At 75.3% G+C, this 13,722-nt stretch carries 11 protein-coding genes; 5 read left to right on the forward strand and 6 right to left on the reverse strand.

Annotated features, from left to right (window positions below):
• Positions 1-26: 26 nt before the first annotated feature.
• Positions 27-881: a universal stress protein gene (locus tag HHX33_RS10405; protein ID WP_182874377.1), complete on the reverse strand. Its 855-nt coding sequence runs from the start codon at positions 879-881 to the stop codon at positions 27-29.
• Positions 882-995: 114 nt separating this feature from the next.
• Between HHX33_RS10405 and HHX33_RS10410 the strand changes: the two genes are divergently transcribed.
• Positions 996-1,322, forward strand: a complete 327-nt coding sequence (locus HHX33_RS10410) for a DUF1876 domain-containing protein (protein ID WP_310738304.1) — start codon at positions 996-998, stop codon at positions 1,320-1,322.
• A 147-nt stretch (positions 1,323-1,469) separates the two neighbouring features.
• On the opposite strand, the gene HHX33_RS10415 is transcribed toward HHX33_RS10410, so the two are convergent.
• The 3 genes from HHX33_RS10415 to HHX33_RS10425 form a co-directional block, all read right to left on the reverse strand.
• The gene (locus HHX33_RS10415; protein ID WP_182874378.1) at positions 1,470-3,749 is read right to left on the reverse strand and encodes a S8 family serine peptidase; all 2,280 of its coding nucleotides are present in this window, start codon (positions 3,747-3,749) and stop codon (positions 1,470-1,472) included.
• A 152-nt stretch (positions 3,750-3,901) separates the two neighbouring features.
• Complete coding sequence (locus HHX33_RS10420; protein ID WP_133306184.1) at positions 3,902-4,237, reverse strand: hypothetical protein; 336 nt, start codon at positions 4,235-4,237, stop codon at positions 3,902-3,904.
• 22 nt (positions 4,238-4,259) lie between these two features.
• Positions 4,260-4,946 carry a hypothetical protein gene (locus HHX33_RS10425; protein WP_182874379.1) on the reverse strand — a complete coding sequence of 229 codons (687 nt, stop codon included), beginning with the start codon at positions 4,944-4,946 and terminating at the stop codon, positions 4,260-4,262.
• 182 nt (positions 4,947-5,128) lie between these two features.
• Between HHX33_RS10425 and HHX33_RS10430 the strand changes: the two genes are divergently transcribed.
• A complete protein-coding gene (locus HHX33_RS10430) occupies positions 5,129-5,914 on the forward strand; it encodes a Crp/Fnr family transcriptional regulator (RefSeq protein WP_182874380.1) in 786 nt (261 codons plus the stop codon).
• On the opposite strand, the gene HHX33_RS10435 is transcribed toward HHX33_RS10430, so the two are convergent.
• Positions 5,905-6,423, reverse strand: coding sequence for a hypothetical protein (locus HHX33_RS10435; protein WP_182874381.1), 519 nt, complete (start codon positions 6,421-6,423; stop codon positions 5,905-5,907). The two genes, HHX33_RS10430 and HHX33_RS10435, sit on opposite strands and share 10 nt — an antisense overlap.
• Before the next feature lie 142 nt (positions 6,424-6,565).
• Positions 6,566-7,942, reverse strand: a complete 1,377-nt coding sequence (locus tag HHX33_RS10440; protein WP_182874382.1) for an FAD-binding oxidoreductase — start codon at positions 7,940-7,942, stop codon at positions 6,566-6,568.
• A 146-nt stretch (positions 7,943-8,088) separates the two neighbouring features.
• Between HHX33_RS10440 and HHX33_RS10445 the strand changes: the two genes are divergently transcribed.
• From HHX33_RS10445 to HHX33_RS10455, 3 genes are all read left to right on the forward strand, one after another.
• Positions 8,089-8,754 carry a hypothetical protein gene (locus HHX33_RS10445; RefSeq protein ID WP_182874383.1) on the forward strand — a complete coding sequence of 222 codons (666 nt, stop codon included), beginning with the start codon at positions 8,089-8,091 and terminating at the stop codon, positions 8,752-8,754.
• Positions 8,754-12,296 carry a BTAD domain-containing putative transcriptional regulator gene (locus HHX33_RS10450; RefSeq protein WP_182874384.1) on the forward strand — a complete coding sequence of 1,181 codons (3,543 nt, stop codon included), beginning with the start codon at positions 8,754-8,756 and terminating at the stop codon, positions 12,294-12,296. Before HHX33_RS10445 ends, HHX33_RS10450 begins: the two co-directional genes overlap by 1 nt.
• Positions 12,297-12,419: 123 nt before the next feature.
• On the forward strand, positions 12,420-13,703 hold the full coding sequence (locus tag HHX33_RS10455; protein WP_182874385.1) for a cation diffusion facilitator family transporter: 1,284 nt from the start codon (positions 12,420-12,422) through the stop codon (positions 13,701-13,703).
• Positions 13,704-13,722: the final 19 nt, after the last annotated feature.

Below are 13,722 nucleotides of genomic sequence, written 5' to 3' on the forward strand. Positions count from 1 at the left end.
CGCATCCGGAACGGTAGGGACACGGCTCAGCGGGCCGGCCGTACGACGGCGACGGGACAGCCGGCGTGGTTCAGGACGCCCCTGCTGACCGAGCCGAGCATCACCGACCCCAGCGCTCCCCGCCCGCGCGAGCCGACCACGAGCAGGTCGGCGACGCGTGACGCCTGGATGAGCGCGTCGACGGGGTGGCCGTAGACGACCTCCTCGTGCACCGCCACCTCCGGATACCCGCGGCGCGGGCCCGCCAGTTTCTCCGCCGTCACGCGCCTGCGGGCCTCGCGCACCTCCTCGACGTCATAGGTGATCTCGGGGGCGAGCGGGTGGGCGGGAAGCCGCCACGCGTGCACCGCCCGCAGGCCGCAGCCGTGCAGCCTCGCCTGCTCGAAGGCGTACGCCAGCGCCGGATCGCACTCGGGCGAGTCGTCCACCCCCACGACGACCTCACCGCGGCCTCCGGACCACCCGGGCCGTACGACGACGACCGGGCAGGGAGCGTGCCCGGCGACGTGGAAGCTGACCGACCCGACGACGATGCCGGCGAAGCCGCCGAGCCCTCTGCCGCCGAGGACGATCTCGACGGCCTCCTCCCCCTTGTCCCGCAGCTCGCGGGCGGGGACGCCTTCGACGATCTCCGCGCTGATCCGCACGTCCGGCCGGTGTTCGCGTACCACGGCCTCGGCGGCGGCGAGCGCCCGCTCGGCGTGCCGGGTCAGCGGGTCACCGCCCGAGGTGGGGAACTTCGGTATCCCGTACGCCCAGTGGTCCACGACCGAGACGAGGCGGAGCGGGCAGCCGCGGCGGGCGGCGTCGTCGGCGGCCCACCGCACGGCGGCCGTCGCGGCGGGCGAGCCGTCGGTGCCGACGACGATCTGGCCGGGCATGGGCGCTCCTTCCTTGACCGACCCCCCTTCGTGGCGCCACCGCCCAGGGGCGGCGTTTCGGGCCGCGCCGGTCCTCGCCGGGCCGCCTCGGTCCTCGTCGCTCCTCATGGCGGGGTGGGTGCCGGGGCCGTACGGCCCGGAGGGATGCTGGACTCCTGGGAGGTGGTCCGCATGGAGTCGAAGCGCTGGACCGTCGAGATCTTCGTGAACGAGGACGACAAGGACGACATCACCACGGCGACCGCGGTGCTCTACACGCCTTCGGGGCGGCGGCACGAGAGCGTCGGCCGGGCCCGCCGCAACCCGGCCGACAGGCCGGTGCCGGAGATCGGCGACGAACTGGCGGCCGGTCGCGCGCTGGCCGACCTGGGGTCGAAGCTGATCGGCGACGGAGCCGAGGACGTGGCCCAGCTGGCCGGGCCCGCGTACGAGTCCTACTGATACCGAGTGCCCGCCGCCGCGTCCTGCTGAGGTCCTGCTGAGGTGATTCACCCGTGGCGCCCCGGCCCCGTGCCGGGCCGGGGTCCGCCAGGTGTCGCCACCGATCTACTCACCGATCAGCCGCGGGCAGCCACGGGCACCCACCGGTCAACCACCGATCAGCCCGGCGGCGCGCATCTCCTCGGCCAGCCAGGCCAGGGCGACCTGCTCGTACGGCGCGGCGCCCATCGGCGCCCCCGTACCCGCGCCCATCGGCGCCCCTGTCCCCGCCGGTGAGCCCACAGTTGAGCCCATCGCGGGCGCGCCGTTCGCCGTCCGCGGCCCGCCGCCGGTCGTGACGTCCATCACCGGGGCCGCCTCGCCGGCCGCGCCGCGTGCGCCCTGCGCGCGGCCCTGTCCCGTCGAGCCGGTGGCGTACGACCGGGTGGCGGACGGTCCGCTGCCGCGCCTGCCGCCCGGGGAACCGGCGCCGCCGGCCCCTTCCCGCGGATCCGGGCCGGAGCCGCCGCCCTTGGCGCCCGTGCGGGGACCGCCGGGGACGAGCCCGCCCGGGAGGGACCCCCCGGACAGCGGCCCGTTCGTCGTGACGCCCGCGCCGTACGCCGTCTGGCCCGCGAGGCCGTGCTGCGCCCCCGAGCCGGCCTGCCCGGGATGACCCGGATACCCGGACCGGCCGCCCTGTCCCACGGGGGCGGGCGCGAGCAACCCGGCCTCCGTCATCTCGGCGGCGAGCCGGCCCAGCAGCGTGTCCGTCCCGGCCGGTTCGGGGGTGATCTGCGCGAGAGCGGGCGCGAGGGCGCGCAGCGCGTTCGGCATCCCGGCGCCGGTGCGGTGGAGGTCCCCGACGTTCAGCGGCACGCAACTCGACTTGATGATCTGGAAGAGGCGGTCGACCCGCCGCGCGTCCCGTCCGGCGTAGGCGGTGCGGAAGTCGCCGTGATGGGCGAGCACGAGCGCCGCCAGGCCGGCGACGTGCGGCGCGGCCATCGAGGTGCCGTCGAGGACGGCGTACGCGTCGGGCGGCACGGCCGACAGGACGGCCACGCCCGGAGCGCAGACGTCGATCTCGGGTCCGCGGCAGGTGAAGCGGGGTGAGAAGTACCCGTCACCGGTGACGGGACCGTCGATCTCGGCCTCGTGCGCGGTGCCGGGCGGGAACGCGTCCGCCTTGCCGACGGCGGCGACGGTCAGCACGCCGGGCAGGGTGCCGGGGAACGCGACCGGTCCCCCGTCGTTGCCCGCGGCCACCACGCACGCCACCCCCGCCGCCCGGGCCTGCTCGATCTTGGCGGCCACCAGCGGGGAGTGGTGCCTGCTCGCGAGGCTCAGGTTGACCACGTCGACGCGCTGCTCGACGCAGTAGTCGAGCGCCTCGACGAGGTCGCTGAACCGCCCGCCCGGGAAGATCTTGCACGCGTGCACCTCGGCCTCGACGGCGAAGCCCACGATGCCCCGGCCGTCGTCCGCGCCCGAGATGACGGCCGCGCAGTGGGAGCCGTGGTAGGCCGCGTCTGCCCTCCATCCCTCGGGCTCGGCGTCGACCAGGTCGATCCCGGCGCGTACGCGTTCGCGCAGGTCCGGGTGGCGGACGTCGGCCCCGGAGTCGACGATGGCGATCCTGACCCCCGCGCCGCGCAGCGTGGGGGGCAGCCGGTCGAGGTTCATCGCCTGCTGGCCCCAGCCGAAGACCTGCCGGTCCGGGAAGCCGCCGAAGGTCTCGGCCAGGCGCACCGGTTCGACGAGGTTGTCCCTTGTGGTCGACAGGGCCGGGCGCTCGACGTGCACGCTCCAGTAGCCCGAGCGCGGCCGGACCGTCAGCCCGGTGATCGAGTCGGGCGTCTCTCCCGCCATCGTCACCACGGCGCGTCCGTCGGCCCCCGTGACCGCCTGGCCCGGCCAGCCGTGCCCGGTCACCAGGACGCTCGCGCCCGGCAGCGGCGTGCCGTCCGCGTCCCTGACCAGGACGGCGAACGTGCTCTCCAGGCCGGGCGGCGCCACCACCGGGGCGGGCCGCCGCCGGCGCGGTGGCCGCGGCACCTCGCTGTAGGTCAGCAGCCGGTCGCGCTCGAAGTGGAGCTGCGGATACTGGCGGCGCAGCGCCTCGACGTGCTCCGGCGTCGTCTCCGCCACGACCACGGCGGGGAACCCCGGGACCGCCGCCTCCGGGTTCCCCGCCGCCCGTCCCCGTACGCGGCGCAGCACGCGCACCTCGGGGTCGTCCTCCAGCAGCCTGCGCACCGTGTCGTCGTCGTACGCCGGCCCGGCGGCTCCCGGCGCCGCCGGGTGCGGCTGCGGCAGCGCCGCCACCATGTAGCGCCGCGGCCGGGACTCCACCGGCTGCGGCGCCTGGCGCGACGCCTGCCGCCCCCGTGGGGTCGCCGGGCGCGGCTCCTCGATTGCGTCCTTGGGCTTGTCGTTAGTGGTCACAACGTCTCGACTCTCCCCAGCTCAGACTGGTGTCACCGGTCGCGCGCACGGCGCGGCCGGCCGTTCAGGCTCTGTCATCACGGTTCGCCGGTCTCGGGACGGCGGGGGCCCGGACCGGCCGCCGACCGGTCCGGGCCACCGAGGTGATCACGTCACAGCAGTGGAACCATGGGCCGTCCGGGGGCGACGACGCCGAGCGCGTACTGGATCTGCGCCAGGCACGCCTCGTACCGCCCGGCCCGGTACAGCTGCACCGCCTGCACCAGCAGCGGGATGACCCCCGCGACCTGGGGCGCCTGCGGGATCGACGTCTGCAGCCATTCGTACAGCTGCTGGAGCGTCACGGCGCAGTGCGCCTGCAACTGCGCCGCCGGCGCCGGCTGCCCCGCCGTCACTCCCGTGGCCGGGGGCGTCGGCGAGCCCATCCCGGGACCCATCCCGGGGCCCATGCCGGGACCCATTCCGGGGACACCCGTCCCGGGACCCATCGACTCCACGGTGTTCCTCCGCTCAGAGTCCGGCACCGGCCGGCACCGGGACCTGCTGGGCGGCCTGCTGGTGGAGCTGGCCGTACCCCTGGCTCAGCGGGTTCAGCGACTGCATCGTCAGAGGGACCTGCTGCCCGTACGCCGCCTGGACGTGCTGGGGCAGGACCGACTGGACGCCGAGCTGCGGGATCTGCTGGCCGGGCTGCTGGGCGTACGCCTGGGCCGCGTAGGGCTGGGAGTACGCCTGGGCGGCGTACGCCTGCGCGTACGGCTGGGCGTAGGCGGCCTGCGGGATCTGCAGGGCCTGGGCCTGGATGGCCTGCAGCGCCTGCAGCACCTGAGGCGGCAGCGCCTGCTGCTGAAGCTGCTGCTGGATCTGGGCCTGGATCTGCTGCTGCACCTGCTGCTGGATCTGGGCCTGAATCTGCTGCTGCACCAGCTGCTGGTAGAGCACGCTCTCCAGCATCTGGCGGGCCGCGGGCGCGCCGTGGCGGACGGCGTGCCTGGCGACCTTGGTCCAGAAGGTCACCGGGCTCACCAGGTGCTCCTGGGGGAGGATCTGCTCCTCCTGCTGGATCATCGCCAGGGGCGACACCTGCTGCTGCAGCCCCGGAATCTGCTGGGCGAGCTGCAGCGGCGTGATCTGGTGCTGGGAGCCGTAGCCCAGCGTGGTCGCCATGGACGCGGGGTGCATAGCTGTGAACGTCATAGTCACTCCTTCGGAGCCAGTAGGTCCGGCCCATCGCCGATGTGATTACATCGCGTGACGGATCAGTCTCACAACGTTATGAGCGTAATGACTGGCTAAGGGCGTCTTGGCGTTCGGCTCCCGCCGGGACCTGGTGACGTGGACGGCCCCGCCGGGTCATACTCCGGCTTGGAGGTGCCGAGGTGACGCGGAGGACCGAGCGACGACCGTGGTTGACCGGATCGTTCCTCGACCGGCTCCCGGAGGCCGCGCGCGACGAACTCCTTCGTCTCGGCTCTCCGGCGACGTTCCCCGGCAGGCATGTCCTCGTCCGCGAGGGCGACCCGGGCAGCGCGGTGTACCTGCTGCTCGACGCGTTGGTGAAGGTCACGGCTCTCGCCGAGAACGGGTCCCGGACGCTGCTGTCGATCCGGGCGGCCGGCGACGTCGTCGGCGAGACGGCCGCCTTCGAGGACTGCCCGCGCACGGCGACGGTGACGACCTGCCGACGGTCACTCGTCTGCGTCGTGAAAGGGCCGGTCTTCACGGCTCATCTCGCCCGCGCTCCCGAGGTCGCGGCCGCCCTCAACCGGGTCACGATCGACCGGCTGCGCTTCGCCAACCGCCGGCGTCTCGACTTCGCGGGGTACGAGGCCGACGTCTGCCTGGCCCGCATCCTGGTCGACCTGGCCGTGCGGCACGGAAGACCCCACCGTGCGGGCGTCGACGTCGGTGTGCCCGTCACCCAGGCCGAACTGGGGGAACTGGTCGGGATCAGGGAACGCACGGTGCAGAAGGCGATGCACGACCTGTCCGCCCGCGGTCTCGTGCTGCAGCGCCATCGCGGCGTGGTCGTCCGCGACATGGCAGGCCTCACGGCGTTCGCCGGCCTGAGCCCTGGCCGGCCCGCGCCTCCGGCCGTCCGGCTGGAAGCCGCGCCGACCCGGGTTCCGGATCCGTCGCCGCCGGGTGGCGCCGGTCAGCCGTAGAGACCTCCGAGCGCCAGCCACAGCAGGGTGGCGGCGAGCATGAGCGCCGTCCACGGCAGTGCCCGCCCCACCCTGCGGTGCTTGTCGCGGCTCAGCTCGGCGAGCCTGCCCGCCAGCAGCCAGGCCTCCCGTTCCTGCTGCGTCGCGTCCGCCTGCGGCGACGGCCCGGGCTCGCCGCCCGCCAGGCCGAACCTGTTCGGACCCGCCGGCCCGCCGAGCCTGGGCCGCAGTCCCTGAACGAGGTGGTAGCCCGCGACGAAGAACCCCGCCGCGTAGAGCGCGAGAAGGACCACGGCGACGACGCCGAGCAGCGCCGGCCTGCCGGGTGCCCGGAGAGCGGCGAGCACTCCGATCTGCGTGGCCGCCACCGCCGCCGCGCCGAGATGCACGGTGGTCACCGTGGCCACCTTGGCATCGGCGTGCTGCACGTAGCCCTGGAAGGCGCCGACAGCCGTCAGCGCCACCTGGAGCGCCTCGTTCGGCGTGAGCCGGTTCCTGCGCCCGTACATCGGCATCCCCTCCGTCGTTTCTCCCATTGAAGAGCCGGCGAGGAGGCGTACGGCCGCATCGATGCGGCTTCCCGCGAAACTCCGGCGGACGGCCGGGCCCGCGTGTCCGGCCGTGCCCGCGTGCTCAGCCGGGCCCGCGTGCTCAGCCCTCGCGAGGAACGACGTGGCCGAAGCGGAACAGGTTCGCCGGGTCGTAGACGTCCCGCAGCTTCGCCAGCCGCCGCAGCGTCTCCGCGGGCCAGGCCCGGGAGAGCTCCTCGGGCGCCAGCGCGCCGCCGTGGAAGTTGATCTGCGTGCCGCCGGTGGCCCAGGGCGCGGCGGCCTCGGTCACCGCCCGTACGGCGGCGGGGACGGCGGTCTCCATCAGCTCGGGCACCGGCGCGCCGATGGCCAGCAGCGAGAAGGCGGCGTCGCGCCCGCCCACGGCGTTCGGCTCCCTGGGCTCACGGGCGAGCGCCCCGCCGAGCTGGCGGATCTCGACGACGGCGAGCGGCGCGGGCACGGCCGGCCCGGCCGCCGCCAGCAGCGCCTCCACGGTCTCCGCGGTCAGCTCCCGCAGGAGCACCCCCCGCTCCGCGACCGGCATCGGCCCGGCCGGGTCCTGGTGGATGGCGTCGATCGCCGCGTACGGCAGGGGGCCGACGGCCTGGAACACGGGCTCGGCCACGGCCCGCATGGGCGCGAGCAGGTCCTCGGCCTCCTGCCCCTCCCCCACGTGCGCGACCCGCAGGTGGACGACGAACCTGCCGCTGAGCTGCGGCGGCAGCTCGGGCAGCGGGGGCAGGCGCAGCAGCGCGACCGAGGTCGTGGTGGCCTCGGGCAGCGTGCCGGCCCAGGTGCGGTAGGCGTGCAGGACCCGCCCGGCGTCCTCGGCCGCGTAGAACAGGCCGCCGCCGTAGAGGTGGGTGAGCGGCAGCAGGTCCACGGTGATCGAGGTGACGACGCCGAATCCGGCCTTGCCGCCGCGCAGCGCCCAGAAGAGGTCGGGCTCGCTCCCGGGGCCGGCGGTGCGGACGACGCCGTCGCCGGTCACGACGGTGATCTCCCGCACGTGGTCGGCGGCGAAGCCGAAGGTCCGCGCGATCGGCCCGATGCCGCCGCCGAGCGTGAAGCCCACCACGCCGACGCCGGTCGCCGAGCCGCACAGCGGGGCCAGCCCGTACGGCGCGGCGGCGGCGATCACCTCGCCCCAGGTGCAGCCCGCCGCGATCACGGCGGTGCGGGCGGAGGCGTCCACCACGATCTCCCGCATCGCGCGGGTGCTGATCAGCAGCGCGCCGTCGGCCGCCTGCACGGCTCCGTGGCCGGTCGACTGGACCGCCACCGGCAGTCCGTGCGCGGCGGCGAGCCGTACGGCCGCGGCCACGTCGGCGGCGCCCTCCGCCGCCACGATCACCGCGGGCCGGTGCCACACGGCGAGGTTGAACCCCGCGGCCTCCTCGGCGTACCCGTCCTGCCCCGGGACCAGGACCCGCCCGGTGACCTGCCCGCGGAGCGCGTCCTCGATGGTGCTGTACATGTCCGTCCTCGATGTCGCTGTGGTTGACGGTCACAGTTGTCGCAGCCACCGCTTGGGATGTTCTTGCGCAGCCCGCGCCGCCGGGCGACGGGACGGACCAAGCGAACTCCTAGAGACGTCCAAGAGACCCCGCGCACGCTGGGGCGATGTCGTCGCCAACGAACGAGCGGCCGCCGCGTCCCCACGAGCCGTACGCCGGCGAGCCGTACGCCGACGAGCCGGAGGGCCGTCCGCCGCCCAGCACGCTGCTGCTGCGCGAGGTGGCCGCGCACGCGGGCGCGCCGGGCGCCGAGATCCTCGGCCCGGCGCTGCCGCTCGCCCTGCGGGAGGTCCCGCCCGCCCGCTGCCGCCTCTACGTGCTGGCCGACCTCGCCGACCCGGCCGCCGCCGCGCCCCTGGCCGCCGCGCTGCTGGAGACGGCGGAGCCCTCGCGCGCCCGGTCCGGCGGGGGCGACGCGGCGGGCTGCGGACGGTGGGCCCTGTTGCGCGCCCTCACCGTCGCCCCGCCGGACCGAGGTCACGCACGCGGCGGGGGCCTCGTCCGCCGCCTGCTCGACCGCCTGCTCGACGACCTGCTCATGGAACTGCGCGCGGACGGGATCCGGTCCGTCGTCTTCCGCGCCGTTCCCGGCGCCATCCCCGGCGACGGCACCGGGAACGGAACCGGGGGCGCCGCGGTGCGCGCCCTCCTGGAGGACGCCGGTTTCACCGAGCGGACCGGCCCCCCGTTCGCTGGCGAGAATCACCGGACATCTGAGTATGATGAGCCAGAAATCCGACTTAGGGCCGTATGGCTTGTTCGGGAGTTGTGATGCGGACAAGCATCGACGGCGGGCGATTACCGGCGCCTCGCCCGGCCCGGGCCGACCGGCGGAACTCCGCCCTGGACTTCCGCCTTCTCGGCACGGTCGAGGTCGCCGACGCCGCCGGAACGGTCCTCGACCTCGGCCCGCGCAAGCAACGCGCCGTGCTGGCGCTGCTGCTGCTGAACGCCCCCCACGTCGTGCCGCTCGACCAGCTCATCGACCGGCTGTGGAGCGACGAGCCGCCCTCCAGCGCCACGGGAACGCTCCAGGCGTACATCTCGCACCTGCGCAGGACGCTCGAACCCCTGCGCAGCCCGCGCTCGCCCGCCCAGGTGCTGCGCACGAGGGAACCCGGCTACCTGCTCGACGTGCAGCCGGACCAGATCGACGCCGAGCGGTTCACCCGGGCCGCCGAGGCCGCGCACGCCGCCCTCGGCGCCGGCCGTCCCGAGGAGGCCGACCGGATCCTCCGGCCCGCGCTGGCCCTGTGGCGCGGCGAGCCGCTGGCCGACCTCGCCGACGAGCCGTTCGCCCGGTCCACGATCTCCCGGCTGACCGAGACGCGCCTCTCCGCGCTGACCGTACGGGCGGAGGCGTGGCTCGCGCTGGGACGGGCGGCCGAGGTGACGGTCGAGGCCGAGCGCCTGCTGGAGCGGGACCCCTACCGCGAGGGCCTGTGGGCGCTGCTCATGCGTGCCCTGTACCGGGAACGCCGCCAGGCCGAGGCGCTGGCGGCCTACCAGCGCTGCCGTACGCTGCTCGACGACGAACTGGGGCTCGACCCGAGCCCGGAGCTGCGGCGGCTGGAGCAGGCCATCCTGCACCAGGACGAGTCGCCGGCGGGCCCGTGGCCGCCCGCCGCCGCGCCGGCGCGGCCCGCCGGGCTCGCGCCGGACCCGCCGGTCTCCCCGGACAGGGACGGCACCGCGCCCGGCGCCCCGGGCACCGTGGACGCCGTGGACAGCGCGGACGCGTCCGCGCAGGCCTCCGGAACGCCGGGCCTCGTGGGGCGGGAGCCGTACCTGCGGCGGATCGCCGAGCGGCTCGACGACCTGCGCCGGGGCGTCGGCGGGGTGTTCCTGGTCAGCGGGGAGTCCGGCATCGGCAAGACCCGCCTCGCGGAGGCCGCCGCGGCGATGGCGGCCGGACGCGGAGCCGTGGTCGCCTGGAGCAGGTGCGTCGAGGGAAGCGGCGCTCCCGCCTTCTGGCCCTGGATCCAGGCCCTGCACGCCCTTGAGACGGACGGCGACCTCGCCCGCCTCGCCCACCGCCTGTCGGACGGCGACAGGGCAGACGACAGGACAGGAGACCGGACGGACGACCGGACGGACACGGCCGACCCGGACACCGCCCGGTTCCTGCTGCACGACGCCGTGGCGCGGGCGCTGGCGCGGCGGGCCGGCGCCACGCCGGTCCTGGTCGTGGTGGAGGACCTCCACTGGGCCGACGCGGCGTCGCTGAAGCTGCTCACCTTTCTCGGCGCCGACCTGCACCGCCTCCCGCTGCTGGTGCTCGCGACCGTACGGCCCGAGCCCGCGACGGGCAGGCAGGCGCTGACCGAGGCGCTCGGCGAGCTGACCCGCCAGCGCGGCACCGAGCGGATGAGCGTCGCGCCGTTCACCCCCGAGCAGATCACCGACTACCTGCGGGAGGCGGGCCGGGACGGGTCCGGGCCCGAGCTCGCCCGCGCGCTGCACGACAGGACCGGCGGGAACCCGTTCTTCCTCGGCGAGCTGTTGCGCCTGCTGACCAGCACCCACACCGGCGGCCGGGTCGGCGCGGCGGACGTGCTGGAGACCGCCGTGCCCGACGGCGTACGCGACGTGATCAACCAGCGGGTGTCGCGGCTGCCGGAGGACTCCCAGACCCTGCTGCGCGCCGCCGCCGTCATCGGCCGGGACGTCGACGCCGACGTGCTGGAGACCGCGACCGGCATCGGCGGTTCCCGGGTGATGATGCTGCTCGAACCCGCCGTCGCGACCGGGCTGCTGGTCGAGGTGGACGGCGGCTGGGACTACCGCTTCTCGCACGCCCTGGTGCAGGAGGCGCTGTACTCGGGGCTCAGCCGGAGGCAGCGCGCCCAGCTGCACGGCCGCGTCGGCGAGGCGATCGAGAGCCTGCGGTGGGGCGAGGCCGCCTCGCGGCTGCCCGCGCTGGCCCACCACTTCGCGCTGGCCGCCCGGGTCGGGTACGCCGGCAAGGCGGTCGCCTACGCCGTGGAGGCGGCCGGGCAGGCGGCGGCGCGGCTCGCCTACGACGAGGCCGTCCTCTACTGGGAGCAGGCGCTCGACGCCTGCGCCGCCGGGCCCCCGGCCACCCGGTGCTCGCTGCTGATCGGCCTGGGCAGGGCCCGGCGGGTGACCGGCGACGTGGACGGCGCGCGGAGCGCGCTCGACGAGGCCGTGACGCTCGCCACCGCCCTCGGCGACGACGCGGCGGTCATCGAGGCGGCCACGGTCTTCGGCGGCGTCACGCTGTGGAACTGGCGCTCGTACGGCGTCGTGGACGAGCGCATGGTGACCGTGCTGGAGGACCAGCTCTCCCGGCTGGATCCGGACGCCGCCGCCACCCGGGCGGAGCTGCTCGGCACGCTCGCCGTCGAGCTGTACTACGGCGAGCGGCGCGGCGAGGGCCGCCGGCACGCCCTGGAGGCGGTGGAGCTGGCCCGCCGTACGGGTGACACCCGGTTGCTGGCGCGCACGCTGAACAACTTCGTCATCGCTGCCTGGACGCCCGAGAACGAGGAGGAACGCTACCGCGCGGCGGAGGAGATACTGGGCCTTCCCGGCCTCCCCCGGGCCACCGAGATCATCGCCCGCCTGCACCGCATGCCCAGGTTCCTGAAGGCGGGCCTGCTCGCCGACTACGACGCGGAGCTGGCCCGCTGCCTGCGGCTCACCGCCGAAGTGCGGATGCCGGAGATCGAGACACAGGTCTCGTACGCCGCGGCCGGGCGAGCGTTGCTGGCGGGCGACTGGGCGGAGGCGAAGCGCCTCGCCGACCTCAGCACCGGGAGCTACCGTCGCACCAGCCTCTGGGGGCCGGACGTCCTGAAGCGGATCAACTCGTTCTTCGTGGAATGGGGCCAGGGCCGGGGCGGTGGCCTCCTCGCCGAGCTCGTCGACTCCGCGGCCGACGAGTCCAACATGATCGCACGCCCCACGGCCGTGCTCGCGGCGGTCGAGGCGGGGGACCACGACCTGGCCCACCGGCTGATCGACCGCTGGGGAACCGTGGCGCCACAGGACTGGACGTGGCAGTTCGTCGCCTGGCAGTGGGGTCTGGTCGCCGCGCGGCTCGGCCGTCCCGACCCCCACGCCATGCTCGCGGAGCTGCGGCCCATCGCCCACGAGCTGGTGATCATGGGCACCGGCTGCGTCGCCTGGGGGACACTCCACGACGTGGTCGCCGAGCTGCTGCACCGGACCGGCGACGCCTCCGCCGCGCTGGCGCACGCCGAGGCGGCGCGCGATGCCCATCGCCGGCTCGGCCTGCCCCATCTCGTCCGCCGCAGCGAGGCCCTCGTACGGGAGATCTCGGGCGGCTGATCCCGGCTGACTCTCCAGCTCGGCGCCCGTCGCGGACGGGGTGCGGCTGCGGAACGCTCGCAACTGCGCCGGGCACGCTGTTGTCGAGGTGCTGCGACGGCTTTTCCGAGGCATGGTGGTGCCATGAGCCAGGAACAGGCCGGTCCCGGTCCCCGGCACGAGCACGGCCATGGGCACGGGCACGGGCACGAGCACGAGCGCGGTCGTAGTCCCGGACATGGTCACGGTCCTGGGCACGCTCACGAGCACAGGCAGGACGGCGGGCACGAGGCCGGGCACGGGCACGGGCACGGGCACGGTGGGGGCGGGTTGCGGGGGCGGGTCGCGCACCTGCTGCGGCCGCACTCGCACGAGGCCGCGGACAAGGTCGACCCGGCGATGGAGTCCTCCGCCCGGGGCATGCGGGCGCTGTGGGTGTCGCTGGCCGGTCTGGGGGCGACGACGCTGGTCCAGGCGGTGGTCGTGGTGCTGTCGGGGTCGGTGGCGCTGCTCGGCGACACGCTGCACAACGCGGCCGACGCCCTGACCGCGGTGCCGCTCGGGATCGCGTTCCTGCTCGGCCGCCGCCCGCCGACCCGCCGCTACACGTACGGCTACGGGCGGGCCGAGGATCTCGCGGGCGTGGCCATCGTCCTGACGATCGCCGCCTCCTCGGCCGCCGCGGCGTACGCCGCGATCGTCCGGCTCCTGGAGCCGCGGGAGGTCACCCACCTCGGGGCCGTCGCGGCGGCGGCCCTGGTGGGCTTCGCCGGCAACGAACTGGTCGCCCGTCACCGCATCCGGGTCGGCCGGGAGATCGGCTCGGCGGCGCTCGTCGCCGACGGCCTGCACGCCCGCACCGACGGTCTCACCTCGCTGGCCGTGCTGGCCGGGGCGGGCGGGGCCGCGCTCGGCTGGACCTGGGCCGACCCCGCCGTGGGACTGCTCATCACGGTCGCGATCCTGACGGTCCTGCGGCAGGCCGCGCGGGAGGTGTACCGGCGGCTGATGGACGCCGTCGACCCCGCTCTCGTGGACCTCGCCGAGGCGACCCTCCGTGGCACGCCGGGCGTGCTGGGCACCGGCCAGGTGCGGCTGCGCTGGATCGGGCACCGGCTGAGGGCCGAGTGCGAGGTGATCGTCGACGCGGGGGCGACCGTGGTGGAGGCCCACCGGATCGCGGTCGAGGCGGAGCACAACCTGATCCACGCCGTGCCCCGCCTGACCGCCGCGATCGTGCACCCCGATCCGCTGCCCGGTGACGGCGTGGACCACCACGCCGTCCTCGACGGCCACCACCGGGACCAGCGGCAGGACCAGCGCCGGGATCACCCCCAGGATCACCGCCGGACCCACCGGCACGAGAACCGGCGCGACCACCGGCAGGATCGCCGTCACGACCACCACCCGGCAGGCCGGCCCGGCTGACCCGCCGGAGGCGGCCGAA

Source organism: Microbispora sp. H10670 (genome assembly GCF_014161385.1).
In the GTDB taxonomy this organism is placed as follows: Bacteria; Actinomycetota; Actinomycetes; order Streptosporangiales; family Streptosporangiaceae; genus Microbispora; species Microbispora triticiradicis.